This window comes from Rhodococcus sp. p52 (genome assembly GCF_000763325.2).
In the GTDB taxonomy this organism is placed as follows: domain Bacteria; phylum Actinomycetota; class Actinomycetes; order Mycobacteriales; family Mycobacteriaceae; genus Rhodococcus; species Rhodococcus pyridinivorans.
Map to the genome: position 1 here is coordinate 4,444,146 of NZ_CP016819.1, position 23,153 is coordinate 4,467,298.

Consider the following 23,153-nt stretch of genomic DNA (forward strand, 5'->3'; position numbering starts at 1 on the left):
GTGGTCGGGCGGGGGCCGTGGCGGACGGCCGGCGACGCGAACCCGCCGGGGCGGGAGACGAATCTCCCGACCCGGCGGTGTGTTCCGAAACGGTCACGCGCGTGCTCTACTTCGTTGCGTTGTCGTAGATCACCGCGATGGTGCCGGTGCTGTCGGCGAACAGCTCCTCGTTCACGGTCTCCCAGCCGCCGAGATCGGCGACGGTCCACAGCTTCTCCGGCTGCGGGAACTCATCGGCGAATTCCTCGGCGACGGTCGGATCGACGGGCCGGAAACCGGCTTCGGCCCACAGGCGCTGGGCCTCGGGGGTGTACAGGAAGTCGTTGAACGCCTGCGCGACCTCGACGTCCTTCGCGTTCTTCAGTACCGCCGCAGGGTTCTCGATCTTGAAAGTGACGGGCGGGGTGACGTGCTCGACGGGGTCGCCGTTGCGCTCGATGAACAGTGCCTCGTTCTCGTAGCTCAGCAGCACGTCGCCGGTGCCCTGCAGGAAGGTCTCGGTGGCCTCGCGACCGGACTTCGGCTGTACCTTCACATGGTCGGTGACCAGTGCGGTGACGTAGTCGATGCCGGCCTGCGGGTCGGCGCCGCCGTTGCTCTTCGCGGCGTACGGCGCAAGCAGGTTCCACTTCGCCGAACCCGAGCTGAACGGGTTGGGGGTGACAACCTCGACATCCGGCCGGAGCAGGTCGTCCCAGTCCCGAATGTTCTTCGGGTTGCCCTCACGGACGACGATGGTCACGACCGATCCGAACGGTATCCCGTTGTAGGCGTTGTCGTTCCAGTTCTCGTCGACGAGTCCCGCGTCGACGAGACGGGTGATGTCGGGCTCGACGGAGAAGTTCACGAAGTTCGCCTCGGCGCCGTCGCGCACCTTGCGGGACTGGTCTCCGGAGGCGCCGTAGGACTGCTGGAAGACGACGCCCTCGCCTTCCTCGGTCTCCTGGAAGGCGGGGATCAGCGAGTCGAATCCGACCTTGGGCACGGCGTAGGCGTAGAGGTTGACCGTGCCGCCGGATCCGTCGCCGCCGCTCTCGGCTCCGACGGTGTCGCTCGAACCACCGGAGCAGGCGGTGAGGGAGAGTGCGGTGACCGCAGCGAACGCCGCGACAACGAACCTGGAACGTTTCATGACGAGCCTCCTGAGGGGCTGTTTCGAGGGGGGGATGAACGCGACCGGCACCGGACGAGGGGCTGCCGGAATCGGACCGGCCGGGATTCGCGAGGATGCGGCACCGACGGACGAGAGGATCCGGAAGACGGGGACCGCGGAGAGAAGGAGGATTCAGCGACAACAGTCGATGTCGGCGACCGATGGCATGCCCACAGCGATCAACGCCAACTCGTGGCGGAGGCGGGGCAGAGTGGTCGCGGACACGCGGCAGAGATTAGCAGAGGTCGAGGGTCGACCGAAATCGACGATTCGGACATCGGACGTCGAGCACCGAACCGGATGCGCGAGCGGCGTGCTCACATGGAGACGAGCCATGCGACGACGACGATGATCAGCAGCGCGATCAGCGCCAGGGTTACGCGCGAACGCGGCATGTCAGCAATCCTCCGTCGTCGTGGCGGGCGAGTCCGTCTCTCCGCGGCCGAGCAGTCCGAAGACACCGGCCATCGCCCGATCGAGCAGCCATGCGACCCCTGAGCAGGCCGGCACCAGCACTGCGAGCACCAGGGCCGCCTGGGGGACGAAGGACAGGCCCGCGAGCCACAGCTCGAAGCCGTCCCACCACGAAGCCACCCGATCCATTGCCTACACCCTAGTAGGTTCGGCAACCGCGCTGCGATCCGCCCGGCCCGCGGTGATCATGGAGGGATGGACCACTACCACTCCTCCTCACCGCTGTCGGGGGCACCCTTCCGACGGAGTCCGTTCCCGCCGATCGACGACTACGCATTCCTCTCGGATTGCGAGAGCACCTGCCTGATCGCACGTGACGGCACCGTGGAGTGGATGTGCGTGCCCCGTCCGGACTCCCCGAGTGTGTTCGGGTCGCTGCTGGACCGCAGCGCGGGACATTTCCGGTTGTCGCCGCACGACCGCACCGTTCCTGCGGCACGCCGGTACCTGCCGGGCGGTCTGGTGCTCGAGACGACCTGGCAGACCGACACGGGTTGGATGATCGTGCGGGACGCGCTGGTCATGTCACCCTGGTACGACGTCGAGGAACGCTCCACCACGCATCGCCGGACCCCGTCCGACTGGGAGGCCGAGCACATGCTGTTGCGCACGGTGCGCTGCGTGAACGGGACGGTCGACCTGTACGTCAGCTGCGAACCCGCCTTCGACTACCACCGCGGCCGCACCGAATGGAGCTATACCGGCAAGGTCTACGAGGAGGCCACCGCGGTGTGCCGGAACGCGCCGGACGAACATCCGACGCTGCGCATGACGACGGATCTGCGCCTCGGAATCGAGGACCGCGAGGTCCGCGCGCGACGTCGACTCCACAAGGGCGACACGGCCTTCGTCGCATTGTCGTGGTCGGACCGCCCGATGCCGCACACCTTCGACGAGGCCGCCGTCAAGATGACCGCCACCCAGGACTACTGGCGCGAGTGGATCACGACGGGCCGCTTCCCGGATCACCCGTGGCGCACCTACCTGCAGAGCAGCGCTCTGACGCTCAAGGGACTGACCTACAGCCCGACCGGGGCGCTGCTCGCAGCGTCGACGACCTCACTCCCCGAAACACCTGGCGGAGAACGTAACTGGGACTACCGTTACGCGTGGGTACGCGATTCGACCTTCGCACTGTGGGGTCTGTACACCCTCGGGTTCGACCGGGAGGCCGACGACTTCTTCTCGTTCATCCTCGACGTCTCGCGCGACGCGGACGGCGTCCGCTATCCGCTCCAGGTGATGTACGGGGTGGGCGGTGAGCGCGAGTTGCCGGAGTCGACCCTCGATCATCTGAGCGGCTACGACGGCGCCACCCCGGTCCGCATCGGCAACGACGCCTATCACCAACGGCAACACGACATCTGGGGCACACTGCTCGACTCGGTGTACCTGCACGTCAAGTCCCGCGGGCACTTCCCCCAGACGCTGTTGCACACCCTGCGCCGGCAGGTCGAGGAGGCAGCGGCCAACTGGCGCAAGCCCGATCGCGGCATCTGGGAGGTGCGCGGCGAACCCCAGCACTTCGTGTCGTCGAAGGTCATGTGCTGGGTGGCACTCGATCGCGGCGCGAAACTCGCCGAACTGCAGGGTCGTCCCGACTACGCCCGGAAGTGGGCGGCGATGGCCGACGAGATCAAGGCCGACGTCCTCGAACACGGCGTCGACGAACGCGGCGTCTTCACCCAGCGGTACGGCCACCCGTCACTCGACGCGTCGGCTCTGCTGATCCCCTTGTTGCGCTTCCTGCCCGCAGACGACCCCCGGGTGCGGGCCACGGTGCTGGCGATCGCCGACGAACTCACCGAGGACGGGCTGGTGCTGCGCTACCGGGTGGAGACCACCGACGACGGGCTCGCGGGCAAGGAGGGCTCGTTCACCATCTGCTCGTTCTGGCTGGTCTCGGCGCTCGTCGAGATCGGCGAGGTCGAGCGAGCCGCCGCACTGTGCCAGCGCCTGCTCGACTACGCGAGCCCCCTGAAGCTCTATGCCGAGGAGATCGACACCGAGAGCGGACGTCATCTGGGGAACTTCCCGCAGGCGTTCACCCACCTGGCGCTCATCAATGCCGTCGTCCATGTCATCCGCGCAGAGCGGGAGATCGGAGCGGGCAACTTCCGGCCCGCGCATCTCGGACCGTGAGCCGGTCTCAGGCGACTCAGCGCCACCGCATCCGGGGAGACGTCGGTCTGCCACGGATAGAGGCCGCGCTCGTCGCCGTACGAGCCGGCGCTGTAGTACGCGATGGGCTGCACCCCGAGTTCGACGAGAGCGTCGAGCCATTGGCTGGAGGTCGCGACGATCCGCTCGGGTGTGCCCTCGATCGTCGTCGTGCCGTAGGAGTGCTCGACGGTGACGGTCTCGCCGCCGGCGGTCGCGGTGTCATCGGTGTCCGACGAACACGCCACGAGGGTCGGGGCGACGAACAGTACGAGCGCTACCGCGGAGAGAACGACTCGGCGCATGGGCGACCTCCACCTCAGGTGAGGCTCACCTCAGCTCGAATGTGGACGTCCGTGTGCCGGCGCAGTGCTCAACGGAAGCGGGACAGCAGGGTCTCCGCCTGTTCGGCGATACCCCGGATCACCTCGCCCGCGGGTCGCTCGGAGCGCACCAGACCGGCGGCCTCCCCCCGCGTAGACCACCCCGATGTCGGGATCGTCACCGGTGTACGCCGCGGCGAGGGTGTCCTCGTCGGCGCCCCGGCCGTGCCACTCCTCGGTGAACGCATTGCGCAGGGCGCGTCCGCCCCATCGCGCCGGCCACGGCTGGTGCCGGGCCTTGTCGAAGACGTCGGTGTAGACGGTGTCGGCGCTGCCGGCCTCCACGAGCCGGCCACGGGCGTAGTCGGGGCCGACGGTCTCCGGGCTGGCGAGCAGCGCCGTCCCGACCAGGGCGCCCTGCCCACCGGCTGCGAGCACCGCTGCCAGACCGCGACCCGTGGCGATGCCACCTGCGGCGAGCACGGGCAGCGACGTCGACTCGAGCACCTCCTGCAGCAACGGGAGGGTACCGATCCTGCCCGTGTGCCCACCGGCCTCATGGCCCTGCGCGATCACCGCGTCGACACCCGCTGCCTCGACCACGCGCAGATCGTCGACCGTGTTGATCTGCGAGAGGACGACGGCCCCGGCCTCGTGGACGCGCTCGATGTAGGGAGCGGGATCGCCGAACGAGAGCGTGACCAGTTGCGGGCGGTACTCGAGCACCGCGGTGAGGAGGCTGTCGTCGTCGGCAAGCGCCCAAGTCATCAGACCGAATCCCACGGCCCCACCACCGATCTCGCGGGCGGTGCGCACCTCGCCCTCGATCCACTCGGCGGTGTTGTACCGGGCGGCACCGATCAGGCCGAGTCCGCCGGCCCGCGTCACCTCGCCGGCGAGCCGCCCACCGGCCCGGCCACCCATGGGCGCACCCAGCAGAGGAACGGAGATTCCGAGTTCACGGGTGAGCCAGGTGTCGAGCACGCGAATCCTTCCGGTGGGCGTCGCAGCAGGAGCGACTACTTCTTCGGCTTGTCGGACGAGGCCTCGGACGACAACGCGGCGACGAACGCCTCCTGCGGAACGTCGACGCGGCCGATGGTCTTCATCCGCTTCTTGCCTTCCTTCTGCTTCTCGAGCAGCTTGCGCTTACGGCTGATGTCGCCGCCGTAGCACTTGGCGAGAACGTCCTTGCGGATCGCCCGGATGTTCTCGCGGGCGATGATCTTCGAGCCGATCGCGGCCTGGACGGGCACCTCGAACTGCTGCCGCGGGATGAGTTCCTTGAGCTTGGTCGTCATCTTGTTGCCGTAGGCGGCCGCGGCGTCCTTGTGGACGATCGCGCTGAATGCGTCGACGGCCTCGCCCTGCAACAGGATGTCGACCTTGACCAGCGCGGCCTCCTGCTCTCCGGCCTCCTCGTAGTCCATCGAGGCGTAGCCGCGGGTGCGCGACTTCAGCGAGTCGAAGAAGTCGAAGATGATCTCGGCCATCGGCAGCGTGTACCGCAGCTCGACGCGGGTCTCGGACAGGTAGTCCATACCGCCGAGCTCACCGCGCCGCGACTGGCACAGCTCCATGATCGAACCGATGAACTCGCTCGGCGCGATGATGGTGCACTTGACGATCGGTTCGTAGATCTCGCGAGCCTTGCCCTCGGGCCAGTCGGACGGGTTCGTCACGACGACTTCCTGGCCGCCTTCGAGCACGACGCGGTAGACGACGTTGGGAGCCGTGGAGATCAGGTCGAGGCCGAACTCGCGCTCGAGGCGCTCGCGGGTGATCTCCATGTGCAGCAGACCGAGGAAGCCGCAGCGGAAACCGAACCCGAGAGCGACGGACGTCTCGGGCTCGTAGGTGAGCGCGGCGTCGTTGAGCTGGAGCTTGTCGAGCGCGTCGCGCAGCACCGGGTAGTCGGAGCCGTCGACCGGGTACAGACCGGAGTAGACCATCGGGCGCGGTTCGCGGTAGCCGGTGAGCGGCTCCTCCGCACCGTGGCGGGCGGGGGTGACGGTGTCGCCGACCTTCGACTGGCGCACGTCCTTCACGCCGGTGATGAGATAGCCCACCTCGCCGACGCCGAGACCGGCGGTGGCCTTGGGTTCGGGCGAGACGATGCCGACCTCGAGCAGTTCGTGGGTCGTGCCCGTCGACATCATCTTGATCTTCTCGCGGGGCACGATCTTGCCGTCGACCACACGCACGTACGTCACGACGCCGCGGTAGGTGTCGTAGACGGAGTCGAAGATCATGGCGCGGGCGGGCGCGTCGGCGTCACCGACCGGCGGCGGCACCTGGCGGATCACGGCGTCGATGAGTTCGGGGACGCCCTCGCCGGTCTTGCCGGAGACCCGGAGCACGTCGGACGGCTCACAGCCGATGATGTTCGCGATCTCACCGGCATAGCGGTCGGGATCGGCCGCGGGCAGGTCGATCTTGTTGAGGACCGGGATGATCGTCAGGTCCTTGTCGAGCGCAAGGTAGAGATTGGCGAGGGTCTGCGCCTCGATGCCCTGCGCGGCGTCGACGAGCAGGACCGCGCCCTCGCACGCCTCGAGCGCGCGGGAGACCTCGTAGGTGAAGTCGACGTGGCCCGGGGTGTCGATCAGGTGCATCACATAGTCTTCGCCGTCGAGCTTCCACGGCAGACGTACGTTCTGCGCCTTGATCGTGATGCCACGCTCGCGCTCGATGTCCATGCGGTCGAGGTACTGGGCGCGCATCTGCCGCTCCTCGACCACCCCGGTGAGCTGCAGCATCCGGTCCGCGAGCGTCGACTTTCCGTGGTCGATGTGCGCGATGATGCAGAAGTTCCGGATCTTTGCGGGGTCCGTGAACGTGGTGTCGGCGAAGGTGCTGATGTCGTGCTCCTGACTCGGACTGGCAGCGGCCAGCAGACCGCGGTCACCCTGCAGAATATCCAAGTCGGGCGACGGCCGGGATTTCGCCCGGGTCAGGTCCGGTTAAGCTCGGTTCCCGTGGCCGGTACATGGAAGAAGTTGGGCAGGCAGCTGGGGCGTCTCGCCGTCGACCAGGGTCCGAAGATCTACCAGCAGTTGCAGCAGTCCGGGGCGCTCGACAAGGCGCGCGCCGCGTTGAACGCGGCCGGCCGGACCGGCGCAGCGAGCGGAACCTCGGGGAGCGGTACCACTGCGGCACCGAAGCCGGGCGCGTCCGGGACCACGGCGCCGAAGCCAGGTGCCGCGAAGACCCAGTCCGGCACGAAGCGTCCGGCCCCCGGTCGCCCGGTGGCGTCGCGCACCACGCCCACGGCGCAGCGTGCCCGCCGCCTCGAGTACTCCCCCGACCTCGACGGTCGCGCCGATCCGGGCGAGATCGTGTGGACCTGGGTGGCCTATGAAGAAGATCCGACGGAGGGCAAGGACCGCCCGGTGCTCGTCGTGGGCCGCGACGACAGGACGCTGCTCGGGCTGATGCTCTCGTCGAACTCCGACCGCGACGGTCACCGCGACTGGCTCGGAATCGGCTCCGGACCGTGGGACGCGGAGAACCGCCCGAGCTGGGTGCGCCTCGATCGCGTGCTCGACGTCCCCGAGGATGGCATCCGCCGCGAAGGCGCGATCCTCCCCCGCGCACGATTCGATCAGGTCGCGACCCGGCTCCGTACCGATTTCGGCTGGAGCTGAATCGGGCCGCGCCCTGACCGCAGGCCCTCAGGAGGCCCGGAGCCCGTACCGCCGCCCGAAGAGGAAGGTGTAGACGAGCGCTCCGAGCGCTCCGCCGATGAGCGGGAACACGATGAATGCCCACAGCTGCCCGAGCGCACCGTCCTGGTAGAAGGCGACGGCGAGGCTACGGGCGGGATTGACCGACGTGTTGTCGATCGGGATCGAGATCAGGTGGATCACCGCGAGAGTGAAGCCGATGGCGATGCCGGCGATCGGCGCGTCGGCCACCTGATCGGTCGCACCCAGCACCACGAAGACGAGCACGGCCGTGAGCAGGACCTCGACGACGATCATCGCGCCGATGCCGTAGCCGTTCTCGAGCACGCCGCCGAGCGGACCGTGCACCGCCGAGGGGCTGTGCGCGCCCCAGCCGTTCGCCCCGAGGCCGTCGGCGGCACGGTCGTAGCTCGGCAACGACGACGCCACCGCGTAGAGCGTCAGACCGGCGACCAGACCGCCGACGACCTGCGCGATCCAGTAACCCACGGCGCGCACCGGCGTCACGTGACCGACGATGAGCTGCCCGAGCGTCACCGCCGGGTTCACGTGACACCCGGAGATCGGGCCGATGGTGTACACGAGGAACAGCAGGGTCAGGCCGAACGCCAGTGCGACGCCGAGCTGACCGACATAGGTTCCGGCGAACACCGCGGTACCCACCGCGGAGAACACCAGGAGGAAGGTTCCGATCGCCTCCGCCACGTACTTCCGCAGATCGGAGAACTCACCGGGGTCTCTGATTTCCAGGGAGGTCTGGCGTGCGAGATCTTCGTCGATTCGGGACTCGGGATCGCGTGGGGGTTCCATGGGTCACCTCGATGTTCGTGGTCCCGCTCGCAGGCGGAACCTGGTGGTAGAACACTTCGAGTCGATGCACCGCAGCCGCGAACTCGTCGTTCGCGCTGTGAGGGAGATTACGCATGCGCCGTGACCTCGACAACGACATCGTGCACCGTGGCGTGTCCGCCCATGTAGATGCCCTCCCGCGGCGGCACGCAACAACAACAGTCGGGTGCGCGTAGTCCTGGCCGAAACGATCAGGCCGGTGAGAAGGGTGATTCGACCGCCGGTTTGGGCTTTGCGATCCGTTCTTGGTAACCTTGTCCATCGGTGCTCAGATGCACCCAGAGCTTTCCTACCAGCTACCAGCAAGACGACAGGATTTTACGCGTGGCCAACATCAAGTCCCAGGTGAAGCGGATTCGCACCAACGAGCGCAACCGACTCCGGAATCAGTCGGTGAAGTCGTCGCTTCGTACGGCGATCCGTTCGTTCCGCGAGGCTGCGGCCGCTGGCGACAAGGACAAGGTCAACGAGCTCCTCGTCGCCACGAGCCGTCAGCTCGACAAGGCTGCCAGCAAGGGTGTCATCCACCCCAACCAGGCTGCCAACAAGAAGTCTGCTCTCGCGAAGCTTGCCAACAAGCTCTGAGTTCATCGCTCCGAGGTAGTAGACGCAGGCTCTGCTTCACGAAGGCCGTCCCCCTGCCGGGGACGGCCTTCGTGGTGTTGAACGACAGAAATGATGCCGCCCGCCCGGAATCGGCCGCGGGCACGAGCACGGGCACGGCGGAGAAGCCTCAGGCCGCCAGCTCGGAGATGACCCGCACGGCGTGCTCGAGGGCGTAGTCCGGATCGGCCGCGGCTCCCTTGACGTCGGCGTTGAGCGCAGCGACCACCGTGAGTGCGGTCCCGATAGACGCCGGCGCCCACGTGCGCGCCTGCGCCTGCGCCTTCTTCACCTTCCACGGCGGCATACCCAGCGACGACGCGAGGGAGAACGGGTCGCCGCGACCGGCCGAGCCGACCCGGGCGATCGTGTGCACGGCGTCGGCGAGAGCATCGGCGAGCAGCACGTGGGCGACACCGCGGTGCATCGCCCACCGTAGCGCTTCGAGCGCACCGGCCGTATCGCCGGCCACGGCCTTCTCGGCTACGTCGAATCCCGACACCTCGGCCTTGCCCGAGTAGTAGCGTCGCACGGCCGCAGCATCGATCTTGCCGCCGGTGTCGGCCACGAGCTGGCTGCACGCCGCAGCGAGTTCGCGCAGGTCGGAACCCACCGCCTCGATGACGAGCTGTTCGACATCGCCCGAGACTCGCACCCCCGCAGCCTGGAACTCCTTGTGGACGAACGTCCGCACCCACGCCGCCTTCTCCCCCGCCTTCGCGGGAGCGGCACACATGTGCTCCTCGGCGCCGCGCTTGCGCAGCGCGGGCACCATCGCCTTGGTGCGTCCCCCGCCGCTGTGGAGGATCACCAGTGTCACGCCCGGAGGCGGATCGCCCGCGACATCGAGGATCAGCGCCGCGGCGTCCTTCCCGGCGTCGGCGGTGGATTCGAGGATCACGATGCGTTCTTCCGCGAACAGCGACGGACTCAGCAGCTCGGCGAGTTCGGGTACGCCCGCGTCGCCGGCGCGGAGCCTGGAGACGGGGAGATCGCCGGGAGTTTCGCTGCGCGTGCGGACATCGGACACGATCTTCGCGACGGCACGGTCGACGAGCAGTTCTTCCTCACCGAGGATCAGATGCAGGGACGCGTCGCTCACGGTTCGATCGTGCCACGCACGTCCGACACCACCGCGAGCGCCCCGGAGGCGGCACGGAGCACTGCAACGTCGCCGTGCAGGTCGGTCCGCAGGACCCGCGCCCCGATTCCGGTCAGGGTGGAGACGATCTCGGGATGGGGATGCCCGAACAGGTTGTCTCGCCCGGCGCTGACGAGGGCGACGCTCGGCCGCACAGCGGTGAGGAAGCGTGCGGGTGTGGTGCGCGAGCCGTGGTGCGGCACCTTCAACACGTCCGCACGCACGTCGGTGCCCGACCGCACGAGTGCGTCGAGCGCGGCCTCCTCCGCGTCTCCCGGCAACAGGACCCGGCCCACGACGGTGTCGACCGCCAGGACGAGCGAGTTGTCGTTCTCGGAACCGCCTGTCCGTCGCCCGGCCGGGCCCAGCACCCGGATGTCGAGATCGCCCGCACGCAGGGTCGCACCGGCACCCGCTTCCCGCACCACGACACCGACCCCGGTCGCCGCGTCGAGCACCCCCGCCGCGTCGTCACCGGCAGCACCCGGCCCGACCACGACCATCTCGACCGAGCGCCCGGTGAGGACACCGCGGATCCCACCCGCGTGGTCGGCGTGCAGGTGTGACACGACGAGCAGTGCGATACGGCGAATCCTCAACCGGCGCAGGCACCGATCGACGGGTTCCGGTTCGGGTCCGGTGTCGACGACGACCGCGCGCCCGTCCCCCGTCGCCAGCACCAGCGCATCGCCCTGACCGACATCGCATGCGACGAGTACCCATTCGGCTCCGGGCCAGCCCGGTCGCAGCATCCGCACCGGCAGCCACACCGCCGCGACGGCCACCGCAATCACGAGAGCCGTGATCCGCACCCGCCGGTGACGAGCCACCGACCACGCCACCGCGACCAGCACCGCCGCGACCACTGCCCCCACCGGCCCGTCCGGCACCTCGAGTTCGGCCGACGGCAACGATGCCGCCCGGTCGGCCACCGTGATCAGCCACCACAGGAACGGCCCGGTGCCGCGCGCGAGCACCTCCCCAACCCACGGGACGACGGAGGCGCCCAGCGCGACCAGCGAACCGAGGACCGTCAGCGGCGCAAGTACCGGGGCGACGAGGACATTGGCCGCGACCGACACGACACTCACGGTCCCGCTCACCGCCGCGACGAGAGGTGCGGTCGCTACGAACGCGACCAGCGACATTGCCGCGACCTCCGCGATGGGACGCGGCCACCCGCGATCCACGAGCCGGGTCACGACAGGTGGCGCGGCGACGATCAGTGCCGCCGTCGCGGACACCGACAGCGCGAACCCGACGTCGACGGCGAGGTCGGGCAGGAGTACGAGCAGTACGCCCACCGCGGTGCACAGGGCGGGAAGTGCCTGTCGCTCACGACCCGTCACGAATGCCAGCAACCCGATCGATCCCATCGCGGCCGCGCGCACCACACTCGCCGACGGACGGACCACGACGACGAAGGCGACGAGAGCCGTCGCGGCGAGGATGGTCCCGGAACGCGGTCCGAGTCCTACCGCGCGCACGAGGAGCAGTACCGCTCCGAGGACGATGCTGACGTTGGCTCCGGACACGGCCGTCAAATGCGTCAGTCCGGCCACCCGGAAGTCCTCCCGCACCTCGTCGGTCAGCGCCGTGGTGTCGCCCACCACGAGACCGGGCAGCAGGCCGGCCCGATCGGCGGGAAGCACCGCGGAACCCACCTGCGCGAGCCGGTCGCGTACCGTGCCAGCCCATCGCTGCCACACCGGGGGCGGGCCGACGACCGTGGGTGCGTTCTCCGCGTGGAGCACCGCCACCGTGGTGCCCGGCCCGGTGTGCGGCGCCGCCCGCACGCGTGCGGTGACGGACTGCCCGGGCAGGAGATCTCCCCACGAGTCGGCCGGGGCGAGCACCACCACCGATCCCCCGGTGTCCATGGATCGTCCACCGACCATCACGTGCTCGAGCCGGGCCGGGATGCGTACCCGGGGTGTGTCGTCGAAGGCCGCGGCCCGGATGCGTCGCGGGTCGTCGGTGGGGAGGAGGACGACGCCGGCCCACGCTCCCCTTTCCGCTGCGGAGGCGATCGGGTGCTGGTCGGCGGCCCACATCCGTAGACCGGCGGCCGGCCCGAATCCCGCGACGACGGCCAGTGCGGCGAGGAGGATCCGCGCACCTCCGCGTGGGATGCGACCGGTCGCGACGAGACGGACCGTCACGGCGCACCCGACGACGGCCGCGACCGCCACGGCGGTGACGATCCGCCATCCCGTGTACAACCCGAGAAGTGTCACGGCCCACGCGGCCAGCGCGCACGGCACCAGCCGGGCATCGAGAACCGTTGCGGCGTCGGACCCGTCGTTCCGTCCGGTCACACCGTCACCAGTTCACGCAGCCTCGCGAGTCGCGCCGGTCCGATCCCGTCGACCTCACCGAGTTGTTCGACGTCCGTGAACGGTCCGTTGGTGTCGCGCCACGAGACGATCGCCGCTGCCGTGACGGGACCGACGCCCGGCAGCGCGTCGAGCGCGGTCTCGTCGGCGGTGTTGAGATCCACCGGTCCGCCTGCCTCCGGTGGAGCATCGCCCGGTGTCTGCGCCCCGACGATTCCACTGGCCTGCGGAACAGGTTGGGGCGGGGCGATTCCCACGACGATCTGGTCACCGTCGGCGACCCGCCGGGCCAGATTCAGGCCGATGAGGTCGGCGCCGTCGACGGCACCGCCGGCAGCGTCGAGCGCGTCGGCCACACGGGATCCCGCCGGCAGCCGCACGAGCCCGGGGCGTATCACCGCACCCACGACGCTGACGACGAAATCGGCGGAATCCGGTTGTGCCGTGTCCGTCTCCCTCGCGGCGGACGGCTCTGCCGTGTCCACGACTTCGACTCTCGGCAGCGGCGGTACCGGTTCGGGGACCGGCCGGTCGCGCCACACGACGACGAGTGCCACTGCGGCGGCGAGTACTCCGATCGCGGCGAGTGCAGCGGTTCCCCGTCGTCCGGTGTCCCATCGCGCTGCGGTCAGCCGATCGACGAATCGTTCCCGGCCGGGACCGCTGTGGAGGGGTTCGTCGCCGTCGTCCGGATCCGCCCAGGGGTGGTCGTTCGCCGACCTGTCGTCGGTCCAGGGCGGTTCCGCGGGCATCGCCGAGGAACGCGTGATCGCGCCGAGGCGGGGGCGCGCGAGATCACGGTGGTCACTGCTCGCCATGCCGCGACGCTAGCCGCGGCCGCGACCGCCGGATTCGGTGTCGGCGCCGATTCGGCCGGGGTTGTGGATGACCCGCACCCCTGTGGATGAATGCCCGGAGGGGGCCTCCACCGGCATCATCCGGGCCGGGAGGTGGTGTAGGTGGTCAGTCCTCGGAGACACCGGTCGCCGCGGAGGCGACGACCACACCGACCGCACCCGGCCCGACGTGCGCGCCGAGAACCGCGTCGAGTTCGGACACGACGATCTCGGTGCCTTCCGGAAGGCGCTGTGCGAGCTGATCGACGAGGCTGCGCGCCCGCTCGGGTGCCCCACGGTGGTGCACCGCGACGAGCGGTTCGTCGCCCACGTCGGTCGCGGCTCCGTCGACGAGCTTGGCCATCGCCTTGGTCATCGTGCGGGTCTTCTCCCGCAGGACGAGCTTGCCGTCGGAGATGTGCAGCACGGGCTTCATCGCGAGCGCGGTACCCAACAGCGCTGTGGCCGTGCCGATCCGGCCACCGCGACGGAGGTGGTCGAGCCGGTCGACGACGAGCAGGGTCCGGGCGGACGCCGCGACCTCCACGGCCCGCTCGTACACCCGGGCCAGGTCTTCTCCGGCCCGTGCGGCGCGCACCGCTTCGAGGACGGCGAAACCCGAACCCATGGCGGTGTTCCGCGAATCGACGAGCCGGATCCGGTCGCCCAGCGATTCGGCGGCGTGCCGAGCTGCGTCCCATGTCCCGGACAGCACCCGCGAGAGGTGCACGGCTACGACGCCGTCTCCTCCACTGTCCTCGAGCGCCTCGGTATAGGCGTCGGTCAGTTCTGCGGGAGACGGACCGGAGGTCGTCACGGTCGACAGGTCCTCCGGCAACTCGTCGACGCCCTCGCGGAGGTCGCGTCCGCCCGCGATGATGTGCAGTGGCACAACACGGATGTCGTACCGACGGACCAGTTCAGGGTCGATACAACTCGACGAATCTGTGACGACGACGACGGACACGACGCCTACCGTAGGCCCTCCACCGGGACTTCCGCATCCCGATGCACGATCCGGACCGCGTCGCCGACAGCGGCGGCGACACGGCGGTGTCCTTCCCAACCCCAGTGGATCCCGTCGGGATTGGCGTCGTCGGAGAAGACGTTCTCCCGCACCGCTTCGGCGAGATCGACGAGGGGAACCGACTTCTCGGCCGCCCAGCGGGTGATCGCGCGTGCCGCGGGGAGCCGGCCGGCATGCACCGACCGGTACTGCTCGCTGCGGTGCACCGACGGCATGGTGCCGATGACGGGCAGATCGGGGCGCATGTATGCCAATGCGTCCCTGATCGTTTCGAGGTACTCGACGCTGACCCGGGGTGGGAGCGCCACCGGTCGCCCGAGCGGTGACAGTCGCGGCTGCAACCACCCGTAGGCGTTACGCGCCGCGCGACGCAGGGCCGGCGGGCGGATGTAGCGCAGGCCCTCCCGCAGTGCGGTGGGCAGCGGGGACGGGAGGGTGTCCATCCCGCCCACGGCCAGGACGACGGCTCCGGCGTGCGGGATCGCGGCCCACACCCGCGGGTCCTGGGTCATGGCCCACCACGCGTCGCGTGTGGTCCACCCGATCCGGGCGACGAGTTCGACGTCCCATCCGAGTTCGGCCGCGACCAGGTTGGGCCAGATCTGCGGATGGTCGGCGGGCAGGCCGCCCTTCGGGCCGTAGTAGCTCAGGGAGTCACCGATCACCAGCAGGACCGGGCGCTGCGGGGCGGCGTCGGTTCCGATCGGCGTGGGTTCAGAGGACGTCATCGGGCGCCACTGTGGCCGACGCGTTCCAGACGTCGAGGCGCCAGGACGGCACCTCGCCGTATCCGCTGAGCTGCACCCAGCCGGTGTTCCCGAGACCGCCGAGGACGGACCACCGATCGACGGGCAGGTCGAGCAGGGCGGCGGTGAGCGCGGCGATCAGACCCCCGTGTGCGACCAGCACGATGGGCCGATCGCTCCAGTCCTCGTACTTGTCGAGCAGTTCGCCGACGACGGCCATGCTGCGCCGCGCGACGTCGATCCGGTTCTCGCCACCCGGCGGTGCCCAGGTCGCGTCGGCGCGCCACGCGCTGCGCGCGCCCGGGGCCACGGCGTCGACCTCGGTGTGGGTCAGGCCCTGCCATTCGCCGAGATGCGTCTCGCGCAGCCGCGTGTCGATCGCGACCGGCAGCCCGATGCGATCGCCGAGCGCGGTCGCCGTGTCGTAGGCGCGGCGCAGATCGGACGAGACGACGGCGAGCGGATCGAACCGGGCGATCGCGTCGGCGACGGCGAGCGCCTGCTGCCGGCCGAGCTCGGAGAGGTCGGTGTCGAGCTGGCCCTGCATCCGCCGCGTGGCGTTGTACTCGGTCTGGCCGTGGCGCAGCAGCACCAGCTGCCGCACCCGCGGGCTCTGCGAACCCTCCTCCGGACGACTCACACGTCCTCCGGCGAGTCGGCGGCGTCGATCGCCGAACGGGGGCCACCCACACCGTCGACCTCGATGGTCGGGCAGTCCTTCCACAGGCGGTCGAGGGCATAGAAGTTGCGCTCGTCCTCGTGCTGGATGTGCACCACGACGTCGACGTAGTCGAGCAACGTCCACCGTCCCTCGCGGGTGCCCTCGCGGCGGACGGGCTTGTGGCCGGCCTCGCGCAGCTTCTCCTCGACGTTGTCGACGATGGCGTTGACCTGACGCTCGTTGGGTGCGGACGCGATGACGAAGCAATCGGTGATCACCAGTTGCTCGGACACGTCGAGCACCACGACGTCGGTGGCGAGTTTCTCGTCGGCGGCCAGGGCTGCGATTCGGGCCATCTCCGTGGCTTCTGCCGTTGCGCTCACTGCGTGCTCTTTCTCTCGATGGTGCCGGGGGTGTTTCCGTCGAACACCGGGACGGGATCTCCGTCGGGGTGCGTATTCGTGCGGTAGAGCCGGCGTTTGCTGATGTACTGCACCACTCCGTCGGGGACCAGATACCAGACGGGACGGTTCTCGCGGGCCCTCCTGCGGCAGTCCGTGGAGGAGATCGCCAGTGCCGGGATCTCCACCAGGCTCACCGCCTCGGCCGGGAGTTCGTCCAGATGCGGTGCCAGGTGTTCGGCGTGAAGGTCGTATCCGGGTCGGGACACCCCGACGAAGCGGGCGAGGTCGAACAGGGTCTGCCAGTCCTGCCAGGACAGGATCGATCCCAGTGCGTCCGCGCCGGTGATGAAGTACAGATCCGCGTCGGGATACTGCTCGCTGAGATCGCGCAGGGTGTCGACGGTATAGGTGGGTTTGCGTCGATCGATGTCGACGCGGCTGACGGAGAACCGCGGGTTGGATGCGGTCGCGATCACCGTCATCAGGTAACGGTCCTCGGCGGGGCTGACGTCGCGTCCGGTCTTCTGCCAGGGTTGCCCGGTGGGCACGAAGATCACTTCGTCCAGGTCGAAGCTCGCGGCGACCTCGCTGGCCGCCACGAGGTGTCCGTGGTGGATCGGGTCGAACGTTCCACCCATGACGCCCAGGCGGCGCCTGGGGGCCGAGGGCCGATCCGTTGGCTGATGCACGGTTGTCCAGCTTACGGGTTCACACGGGGAGCAGACTCGCCACCACCGTTGCGAGCTGCTGCGCCGACCGGCACTCGTGCATCGTGACGACCTCGCTGTAGACCCTGGCGGCCGAATCCCCCGAACCCCATTGTCCCTTCGGCTCGGGATTGAGCCAGTGCGCGTGCCGTGCGACGGACACGAGATGTTCGAGGACTTCGAGGTTCGGATTGCGGTAGTTCGTGCGGCCGTCGCCGAGGATCAGCAGCGAGCTGCGGCTGGTGAGGGCGTGGGCGTGGTTCTCGGCGAAGCCGCCGAGGGCGTGTCCGTAGTCGGAGTGACCGTCGTAGGTGATCAGCTCCGCTTCCTTCAGCATCCGCGACATGGACTCGCCCAGATCGGACCCTGCGGCGAAATGATGGGTGACCTCGTCGGCGGTGTCGATGAACGCGAACACGCGCACGCGGGAGAACTGTTCGCGTAGGGCGTGCACGAGCAGCAACGTGAAGTGCGAGAAGCCGGCGACGGAGCCGGAGACGTCGCAGAGCACGACGAGTTCGGGACGCGCCGGACGGGGCTTGCGGTTGACCAGGTCGATGGGCACGCCACCGGTCGACATGGACTTGCGCAGTGTGCGCCGCAGGTCGATGGCGCCGGCACGAGCGCGCCGGCGGCGCGCCGCGAGACGGCTCGCGAGCAGACGCGCGAGCGGCATGACGCTGCGGCGCAGGGCGACGAGTTCCGCGTCGGACGCGCGCAGGAAGTCGACCTCCTCGGCAAGCTTGGGCACCCCGTACTTCTCGACGCGTTCGCGGCCGAGCTGCTCGGCGGTGCGTCGCCGGGTCTCCCGTTCGACCATCGCCCGGAAATCGGCGATGCGCTGGGCGGCGGTGCGCCGCGCGACCTCGCTCTCGTAGGCGGCGTCGTCGCGTTCCTCGCGGGTGCTGTTGCCGAGCAGTCCCTCGAGGATCTTCGTGAGCAGGGTGTCCGGGGAGACGTCGCGAAGCGCCTGATAGGCCGAGAAGGACGGGCCGTTCGACGACGCATACTGGCCGAGTTCCTCGACGATGGCGGAGACGAGCATCTCGGAGGCCTCGAGTGCCTCCGGCGACTCGTCGGACAGCAGCTCGGCGATGAGATCGCGTAGGGCCTCGAAGTCGACCTCCCCCGTGGGGGTGCGTGGGATGCTCGCCTGAGGGTCGGTGGCCTCGCGGCGTCCGATCGCGGGCGGGAACCACAGGTCGAACAGGGCGTCGAAGGTCGGCCGGTGTGTGGACCGGCGGAGCAGGGGGCACGCGAGGCCTTCGCGGAGGGCCTCCCGATCGAGGAGATCGAGCACCGTCATGACCCGTCCGGCGTCGACCGTCTCGGACGGCCCGACCGCGATGCCGCGGCGGCGCAGCGCCTCGACGAATCCGACCAGGTGCCCGGGCAGTCCGTGGGGTGCCGGGGGCGCCTCGGATCCGGGAAGGTGCGCGGCGGCCATGTCAGTTCAACCGGAGCTCGGCGGCAGCGCGGATCTGGTCGGACTGGTGCTTGAGGATCACGCCGAGCGTGCTGCGCAGCGCGGTGTCGTCGAGGGTGTCGAGTCCTAGTGCGAGCAGGGTGCGACCCCAGTCGATCGTCTCGGCCACCGACGGCACCTTCTTGAGTTGCATGCCGCGGAGCACGCGGACCGTGCGTACGAGTTGGTCGGCGAGCGCGTCGGGCAGATCGGGGACCCGGCTGGCGAGGATGCGTCGTTCGAGGTCGGCGTCGGGGAAGTCCAGGTGCAGGAACAGGCACCGGCGCTTGAGCGCTTCGGACAACTCGCGGGTGGCGTTCGAGGTGAGCACCGCGAACGGCTTGCGGGTGGCCCGGATGGTGCCGAGTTCGGGCACCGTGACCGCGAAGTCACTGAGCACCTCGAGCAGCAGGCCTTCGATCTCCACGTCGGCCTTGTCGACCTCGTCGACGAGCAGCACGGTCGGATCCTCGCGGCGGATCGCGGTGAGCAGCGGCCGCGACAGCAGGAACTCCTCGGAGAAGACGTCTTCCTTGGTGCGGTCCCACGACTCGCCCGCCGCGGCGGTCGCCCCTGCCGACTGGATGCGCAGGATCTGCTTGGCGTGGTTCCACTCGTACAGTGCGCGGGACTCGTCGACACCCTCGTAGCACTGCAAGCGCACGAGTTCGGCCTCGGAGGTCTCGGCGACGGCGCGGGCAAGTTCGGTCTTGCCCACGCCCGCGGGTCCCTCGATCAGCAACGGCTTGCCGAGGCGATCGGCGAGGAACACCGCGGTCGCGGTGGACTTGTCGGCGAGATAACCGGTACCGGCCAGACGATCGACGACGTCCTGGACGTCCGCGAAGATCGGCGGGGTGGTGGGCAGCGCACGATCCACACTGGTTCCTTTCGTCGGGCCGGTCTCGATCAGGCGGGACGGGTGTGGCCGTCGCCCCACACCACCCACTTCGTCGACGTCAGTTCGGGCAGACCCATCGGGCCGCGAGCGTGCAGCTTCTGGGTGGAGATGCCGATCTCCGCGCCGAATCCGAACTGCTCGCCGTCCGTGAACGCCGTCGAAGCGTTGACCATAACGGCTGCGGCGTCCACGCGCGTCGTGAACTCCCGAGCAGCGGCGAGGTCCGAGGTGACGATCGCCTCGGTGTGGCCGGTGCCGTAACGGTCGATGTGGTCGACGGCCGCGTCGAGGTCGTCGACCACCGCGAGGGCGACGTCGAGCGAGAGGTACTCGTCGGACCAGTCCTGGTCGGTCGCGGGCACGAGGCCGGGCAGGTCGCCGTGGACCGTCACGCTGTGTTGCTGGAATGCCTGCAGGAGCTTCGGGACGGCGGTGTCGGCGATCGCCTCGTCGACGAGGATCGTCTCGGCGGTGTTGCACACGCTGGGCCGGCGGGGCTTCGCGTTGATCACGATCTTCTCCGCCATCTCCAGATCGGCCGCGGAGTGGACGTAGACGTGGCAGTTGCCGGTGCCCGTCTCGATCGTGGGGACGGTCGCGTCGCGCACCACCGCGGCGATCAGACCGGCGCCACCGCGCGGGATCACGACGTCGACCAGGCCTCGGGCCTGGATCAGATGCGTGACCGACGAGCGGTCGGCGCTCGGCAGCAGCTGCACGGCATCGGCGGGGATGCCCCGGCTCTCGAGCGAGGCGCGCAGCACCTCGACGAGCGCGGCGTTGGAGCGGGCCGCGGACGACGAGCCGCGCAGCAGCGCGGCGTTGCCGGACTTCAGGGCGAGACCGAATGCGTCGACCGTGACGTTGGGCCGTGCTTCGTAGACCATGCCGACCACGCCGAGCGGGACGCGCACCTGGCGCAGCTCGAGACCGTTCGGCAGCGTCGAGCCGCGGACGACGCCGCCGATCGGGTCGGGCAGTCCGGCCACCTGGCGCAGGCCGGCGGCGATCCCGTCGATCCGGGCGGAGGTCAGGCGCAGCCGGTCGAGGATGGCCTCTTCGGTGCCACCGGCGCGGGCGGCCTCGATGTCCTCCGCGTTCGCGGCGAGGACGGTGTCGGCGGCGGCGAGCAGAGCGTCGGCCGCGGCGTGCAGAGCCGCGTCCTTCTCGATGGTGGTGAGCAACGCGAGACGACGGGAGGCCACGCGGGCGCGACGCGCGGCCTCGTGGACGGCCTCACGGGTGTCCGTGCCGGCGTCGGTCGCAGCTGAGTCGGGGGTCACGGCAGTCATGTATCCAGCCTAGTCGGATCCTCGCGGAAGCCGACAGGCCGTGTGCCGTCAGCGCAGGCCGGTGCCCCGCGCCAGCGCCGTCTCCACCAGGATCGACAGCAGCTCGGCGTACTCCACGCCGGTGGCCTCCCACATCCGCGGGTACATCGAGATGGAGGTGAATCCGGGCATCGTGTTGATCTCGTTGATCACCGGTCCGTCCTCGGTGACGAAGAAGTCGACGCGGGACAGGCCGTGGCAGTCGAGGGCGCGGAACGCCCGGACCGCGAGTTCGCGGATCCGGTCGGAGGTCTCCTCGTCGAGCTTGGCCGGGACGTCGAACTCGCAGACGTCGTCGAGGTACTTCGTGTCGAAGTCGTAGAACGCCTCGTGGTCGTCGGAGGTGTCGGGCATGCGGATCTCGGCGACGACACTCGCGCGGACGTCGCCGTCCGGGAACTCGAGCACGCCGCACTCCACCTCGCGGCCGATGATCGCGGACTCGACGATGACCTTGGGGTCGTGCTGCCGGGCCTTCGCGACGGCGTCGTCGAAGGCGGCCCAGTCGGCCACGCGACTGATGCCGATGGACGATCCGCCGCGGGCGGGCTTGACGAAGACGGGCAGGCCGAGGCGGGGCTTCTGCTCCTCGGTGAGGGTCGCGGTGCCGGGACGCAGGACGATCTGGAAGCCGACGGGCAGGCCTTCGGCCGCGAGCAGTTTCTTGGTGAACTCCTTGTCCATCCCGGCGGCGCTGGCAAGAACCCCGGGACCGACGTACGGGATGTCCGCGAGTTCGAGCAGACCCTGGATGGTGCCGTCCTCGCCGTAGGCGCCGTGCAGGACCGGGAACACCACGTCGACCGAGGCGAGCACCCGGCCGTAGGAGCCCTCGTCGAGGGCGACGATGTCGCCACCGCGGGTCGGATCCGCGGTGAGGACGAGATCGGAGCCGTCGCCGGCGACGACGGGCAGTTCGCGACCGGCCGCGGCGAGGCCGGCCGGGTCCGCGTCGCCGAGGACCCATGCGCCCTCGGGAGTGATGCCGATGGGCACGACCTCGTACTTCTCCGGATCCAGGTTGCGCAGGATGCTCCCTGCCGAGATGCAGGAGACGGAATGTTCGTTGCTGCGACCACCGAAGACGACGGCCACCCGGGTTCGGGGCATACTCACGTGTCGAACCGTACCGGGTGGCGATCTCCGCGTGTCGAGCGAGTCCTACGCGGGTGGGGCCGGACACCCTGCTATGTCTCCGCGGGCTCCGGTCTCCCTCGGTGGAGGGTCGTCTCCTTCAGCGCCGCGTCGAGATCGGCGAGCAGATCCGCGGTGTCCTCGATTCCGCACGACAACCGGACGAATCCCTCCGGCACCGCATCGCCCCATCGTGCGCGACGATCCGCTGTCGTGTGGATACCGCCGAAGCTGGTGGCGGGTGCGACGAGCGTGGCCGCGCGGACGAAGCGGTGCACCTCGTCGCGGCCGGGTAGCCGGAAGGTGACGAGGGGGCCGAAGCGGCTCATCTGGCCGGCCGCCACGGCGTGGGCGGGGTCGCCGGCGAGTCCGGGATAGCGGACGTCCGTGACAGCGGCGTGCTCGAGCAGCATCCCGGCGACGGCGAGCGCGTTGGCGCACTGCCGTTCGAAGCGCAGTCCGGCGGTGCCGAGGCTGCGGTGCGCGAGCCAGGTCTCGAAGGGTCCCAGCACGGTTCCCGACAACAGTCGTTCCCGGTCGATCGCGGGCAGCAGTTCGGGATCCGCGACGGCGATGTATCCGCACAGCAGGTCACTGTGTCCGCTGAGCGATTTCGTCCCGCTGGCCACCACGACGTCGGCGCCGAGATCGAGGGGCAGCTGGCCCAGGGGTGTGGCGGTGGTGTTGTCGACGAGCAGGAGCGCGTCGGAGACGTGGCACGCGGTCGCGATCGCGCGCAGGTCGACGGTGTCGAGGCCTGGATTCGACGGGGTCTCGACCAGTACGACGGAATTGTCGGGAGCGGTCACCAGAACGTCGGTCAGGGTGCCGTCACCGAACTCCGCGACCGACATCTCGACGACCTTCACTCCGTGCGGCGCCAGGAATTCCTGCGCGTACGTGCGCACCTGGTAGTAACCGTCGGAGGGGACGACGACCGTGCCGCCCGGGGCCACGAGGGATCGCAGGGCGACCGTGATCGCCGACATTCCCGAGCCGACGACGCGGGCGGCCGAGGCGTGCTCGAGGTCGGCGAGCGCCGATTCGAGTGCGCGCCAGCCGGGATTCGAGGCCCGCGCATAGGTGTCGACGTCGTCGCGCTCGTCCTCCCCGAGGAGATACGGCGCCGCGAAGACCGGTCCCGCCTGCAGCGGGGAGCCCGGAACACCCTCGTGTGCAACTGCCTTCACACAGCGAGTCGAATCGCCCGTCATGC

Annotated in this window: 21 protein-coding genes and 1 pseudogene; 3 read left to right on the forward strand and 19 right to left on the reverse strand. The window is 69.4% G+C overall.

The annotated features are described in order from the left end of the window. Window positions 1-106 precede the first annotated feature (106 nt). The 3 genes from IM25_RS20545 to IM25_RS20550 form a co-directional block, all read right to left on the reverse strand. Entirely contained in the window at window positions 107-1,132 is a 1,026-nt protein-coding gene (locus tag IM25_RS20545; protein WP_019288356.1) for a sulfate ABC transporter substrate-binding protein, read from the reverse strand. 153 nt (window positions 1,133-1,285) lie between these two features. Further along, on the reverse strand, window positions 1,286-1,378 hold the full coding sequence (locus IM25_RS27505; RefSeq protein WP_309568822.1) for an Ms4533A family Cys-rich leader peptide: 93 nt from the start codon (window positions 1,376-1,378) through the stop codon (window positions 1,286-1,288). A 171-nt stretch (window positions 1,379-1,549) separates the two neighbouring features. Beyond that, window positions 1,550-1,756: a hypothetical protein gene (locus IM25_RS20550; RefSeq protein ID WP_033097757.1), complete on the reverse strand. Its 207-nt coding sequence runs from the start codon at window positions 1,754-1,756 to the stop codon at window positions 1,550-1,552. 66 nt (window positions 1,757-1,822) lie between these two features. Between IM25_RS20550 and IM25_RS20555 the strand changes: the two genes are divergently transcribed. Beyond that, a complete protein-coding gene (locus IM25_RS20555; RefSeq protein ID WP_033097756.1) occupies window positions 1,823-3,769 on the forward strand; it encodes a glycoside hydrolase family 15 protein in 1,947 nt (648 codons plus the stop codon). A 391-nt stretch (window positions 3,770-4,160) separates the two neighbouring features. On the opposite strand, the pseudogene IM25_RS20560 reads toward IM25_RS20555, so the two are convergent. Together IM25_RS20560 and lepA are read right to left on the reverse strand one after the other, a co-directional pair. Beyond that, a pseudogene (locus tag IM25_RS20560) lies at window positions 4,161-5,094 on the reverse strand (NAD(P)H-dependent flavin oxidoreductase). Between the two features lie 35 nt (window positions 5,095-5,129). Continuing rightward, window positions 5,130-7,025 (reverse strand): translation elongation factor 4, encoded by a 1,896-nt coding sequence (lepA, locus tag IM25_RS20565; RefSeq protein WP_269466037.1) that lies wholly within the window; start codon window positions 7,023-7,025, stop codon window positions 5,130-5,132. A gap of 63 nt (window positions 7,026-7,088) precedes the next feature. On the opposite strand from lepA, the gene IM25_RS20570 reads away from it, so the two are divergent. After that, a complete protein-coding gene (locus IM25_RS20570) occupies window positions 7,089-7,757 on the forward strand; it encodes a type II toxin-antitoxin system PemK/MazF family toxin (protein ID WP_019288360.1) in 669 nt (222 codons plus the stop codon). Window positions 7,758-7,784: 27 nt separating this feature from the next. Here IM25_RS20570 and IM25_RS20575 read toward each other — a convergent pair whose 3' ends face one another. Then, complete coding sequence (locus IM25_RS20575) at window positions 7,785-8,606, reverse strand: aquaporin (protein ID WP_006554504.1); 822 nt, start codon at window positions 8,604-8,606, stop codon at window positions 7,785-7,787. 363 nt (window positions 8,607-8,969) lie between these two features. Between IM25_RS20575 and rpsT the strand changes: the two genes are divergently transcribed. Next, the gene (gene rpsT / locus IM25_RS20580; protein WP_006554505.1) at window positions 8,970-9,230 is read left to right on the forward strand and encodes a 30S ribosomal protein S20; all 261 of its coding nucleotides are present in this window, start codon (window positions 8,970-8,972) and stop codon (window positions 9,228-9,230) included. Window positions 9,231-9,378: 148 nt separating this feature from the next. Here the strand turns inward: rpsT and holA are convergent, their stop codons facing one another. The 13 genes from holA to IM25_RS20645 form a co-directional block, all read right to left on the reverse strand. Then, a complete protein-coding gene (gene holA / locus IM25_RS20585; RefSeq protein WP_006554506.1) occupies window positions 9,379-10,350 on the reverse strand; it encodes a DNA polymerase III subunit delta in 972 nt (323 codons plus the stop codon). After that, window positions 10,347-12,707: a DNA internalization-related competence protein ComEC/Rec2 gene (locus IM25_RS20590; RefSeq protein ID WP_052040096.1), complete on the reverse strand. Its 2,361-nt coding sequence runs from the start codon at window positions 12,705-12,707 to the stop codon at window positions 10,347-10,349. The genes holA and IM25_RS20590 overlap by 4 nt, the downstream gene beginning before the upstream one ends. Beyond that, entirely contained in the window at window positions 12,704-13,543 is an 840-nt protein-coding gene (locus tag IM25_RS20595; RefSeq protein ID WP_065996335.1) for a ComEA family DNA-binding protein, read from the reverse strand. Before IM25_RS20595 ends, IM25_RS20590 begins: the two co-directional genes overlap by 4 nt. Before the next feature lie 145 nt (window positions 13,544-13,688). Further along, the gene (locus IM25_RS20600; protein WP_006554508.1) at window positions 13,689-14,528 is read right to left on the reverse strand and encodes a DegV family protein; all 840 of its coding nucleotides are present in this window, start codon (window positions 14,526-14,528) and stop codon (window positions 13,689-13,691) included. 5 nt (window positions 14,529-14,533) lie between these two features. Continuing rightward, entirely contained in the window at window positions 14,534-15,316 is a 783-nt protein-coding gene (gene octT / locus IM25_RS20605) for a diglucosylglycerate octanoyltransferase (RefSeq protein WP_006554509.1), read from the reverse strand. After that, window positions 15,303-15,881 (reverse strand): histidine phosphatase family protein, encoded by a 579-nt coding sequence (locus IM25_RS20610; RefSeq protein WP_230810365.1) that lies wholly within the window; start codon window positions 15,879-15,881, stop codon window positions 15,303-15,305. Before IM25_RS20610 ends, octT begins: the two co-directional genes overlap by 14 nt. Window positions 15,882-15,970: 89 nt before the next feature. Next, entirely contained in the window at window positions 15,971-16,378 is a 408-nt protein-coding gene (gene rsfS / locus IM25_RS20615; protein ID WP_024101369.1) for a ribosome silencing factor, read from the reverse strand. After that, the gene (nadD, locus tag IM25_RS20620) at window positions 16,375-17,037 is read right to left on the reverse strand and encodes a nicotinate-nucleotide adenylyltransferase (protein WP_019288365.1); all 663 of its coding nucleotides are present in this window, start codon (window positions 17,035-17,037) and stop codon (window positions 16,375-16,377) included. The genes rsfS and nadD overlap by 4 nt, the downstream gene beginning before the upstream one ends. A gap of 70 nt (window positions 17,038-17,107) precedes the next feature. Beyond that, window positions 17,108-18,553 carry a vWA domain-containing protein gene (locus tag IM25_RS20625; RefSeq protein ID WP_065996338.1) on the reverse strand — a complete coding sequence of 482 codons (1,446 nt, stop codon included), beginning with the start codon at window positions 18,551-18,553 and terminating at the stop codon, window positions 17,108-17,110. Window position 18,554: 1 nt separating this feature from the next. After that, complete coding sequence (locus IM25_RS20630; RefSeq protein WP_006554514.1) at window positions 18,555-19,451, reverse strand: AAA family ATPase; 897 nt, start codon at window positions 19,449-19,451, stop codon at window positions 18,555-18,557. 29 nt (window positions 19,452-19,480) lie between these two features. Next, window positions 19,481-20,764, reverse strand: coding sequence for a glutamate-5-semialdehyde dehydrogenase (locus tag IM25_RS20635; RefSeq protein ID WP_065996340.1), 1,284 nt, complete (start codon window positions 20,762-20,764; stop codon window positions 19,481-19,483). A gap of 48 nt (window positions 20,765-20,812) precedes the next feature. Next, window positions 20,813-21,919 (reverse strand): D-alanine--D-alanine ligase family protein, encoded by a 1,107-nt coding sequence (locus IM25_RS20640; RefSeq protein WP_198162513.1) that lies wholly within the window; start codon window positions 21,917-21,919, stop codon window positions 20,813-20,815. A gap of 71 nt (window positions 21,920-21,990) precedes the next feature. Next, a complete protein-coding gene (locus tag IM25_RS20645; RefSeq protein ID WP_082920933.1) occupies window positions 21,991-23,151 on the reverse strand; it encodes a cystathionine gamma-lyase in 1,161 nt (386 codons plus the stop codon). Window positions 23,152-23,153: the final 2 nt, after the last annotated feature.

Excerpts from the sequence above, each read along its gene's own strand:
- IM25_RS20545 (WP_019288356.1), bottom strand. The coding sequence starts at position 1,132 with ATGAAACGTTCCAGGTTCGTTGTCGCGGCGTTCGCTGCGGTCACCGCA.
- IM25_RS20550 (WP_033097757.1), bottom strand. The coding sequence starts at position 1,756 with ATGGATCGGGTGGCTTCGTGGTGGGACGGCTTCGAGCTGTGGCTCGCG.
- IM25_RS20555 (WP_033097756.1), top strand. The coding sequence starts at position 1,823 with ATGGACCACTACCACTCCTCCTCACCGCTGTCGGGGGCACCCTTCCGA.
- IM25_RS20575 (WP_006554504.1), bottom strand. The coding sequence starts at position 8,606 with ATGGAACCCCCACGCGATCCCGAGTCCCGAATCGACGAAGATCTCGCA.
- IM25_RS20595 (WP_065996335.1), bottom strand. The coding sequence starts at position 13,543 with ATGGCGAGCAGTGACCACCGTGATCTCGCGCGCCCCCGCCTCGGCGCG.
- octT (WP_006554509.1), bottom strand. The coding sequence starts at position 15,316 with ATGACGTCCTCTGAACCCACGCCGATCGGAACCGACGCCGCCCCGCAG.
- IM25_RS20610 (WP_230810365.1), bottom strand. The coding sequence starts at position 15,881 with ATGCAGGGCCAGCTCGACACCGACCTCTCCGAGCTCGGCCGGCAGCAG.
- nadD (WP_019288365.1), bottom strand. The coding sequence starts at position 17,037 with ATGGGTGGAACGTTCGACCCGATCCACCACGGACACCTCGTGGCGGCC.
- IM25_RS20625 (WP_065996338.1), bottom strand. The coding sequence starts at position 18,553 with ATGGCCGCCGCGCACCTTCCCGGATCCGAGGCGCCCCCGGCACCCCAC.
- IM25_RS20635 (WP_065996340.1), bottom strand. The coding sequence starts at position 20,764 with ATGACTGCCGTGACCCCCGACTCAGCTGCGACCGACGCCGGCACGGAC.
- IM25_RS20645 (WP_082920933.1), bottom strand. The coding sequence starts at position 23,151 with ATGACGGGCGATTCGACTCGCTGTGTGAAGGCAGTTGCACACGAGGGT.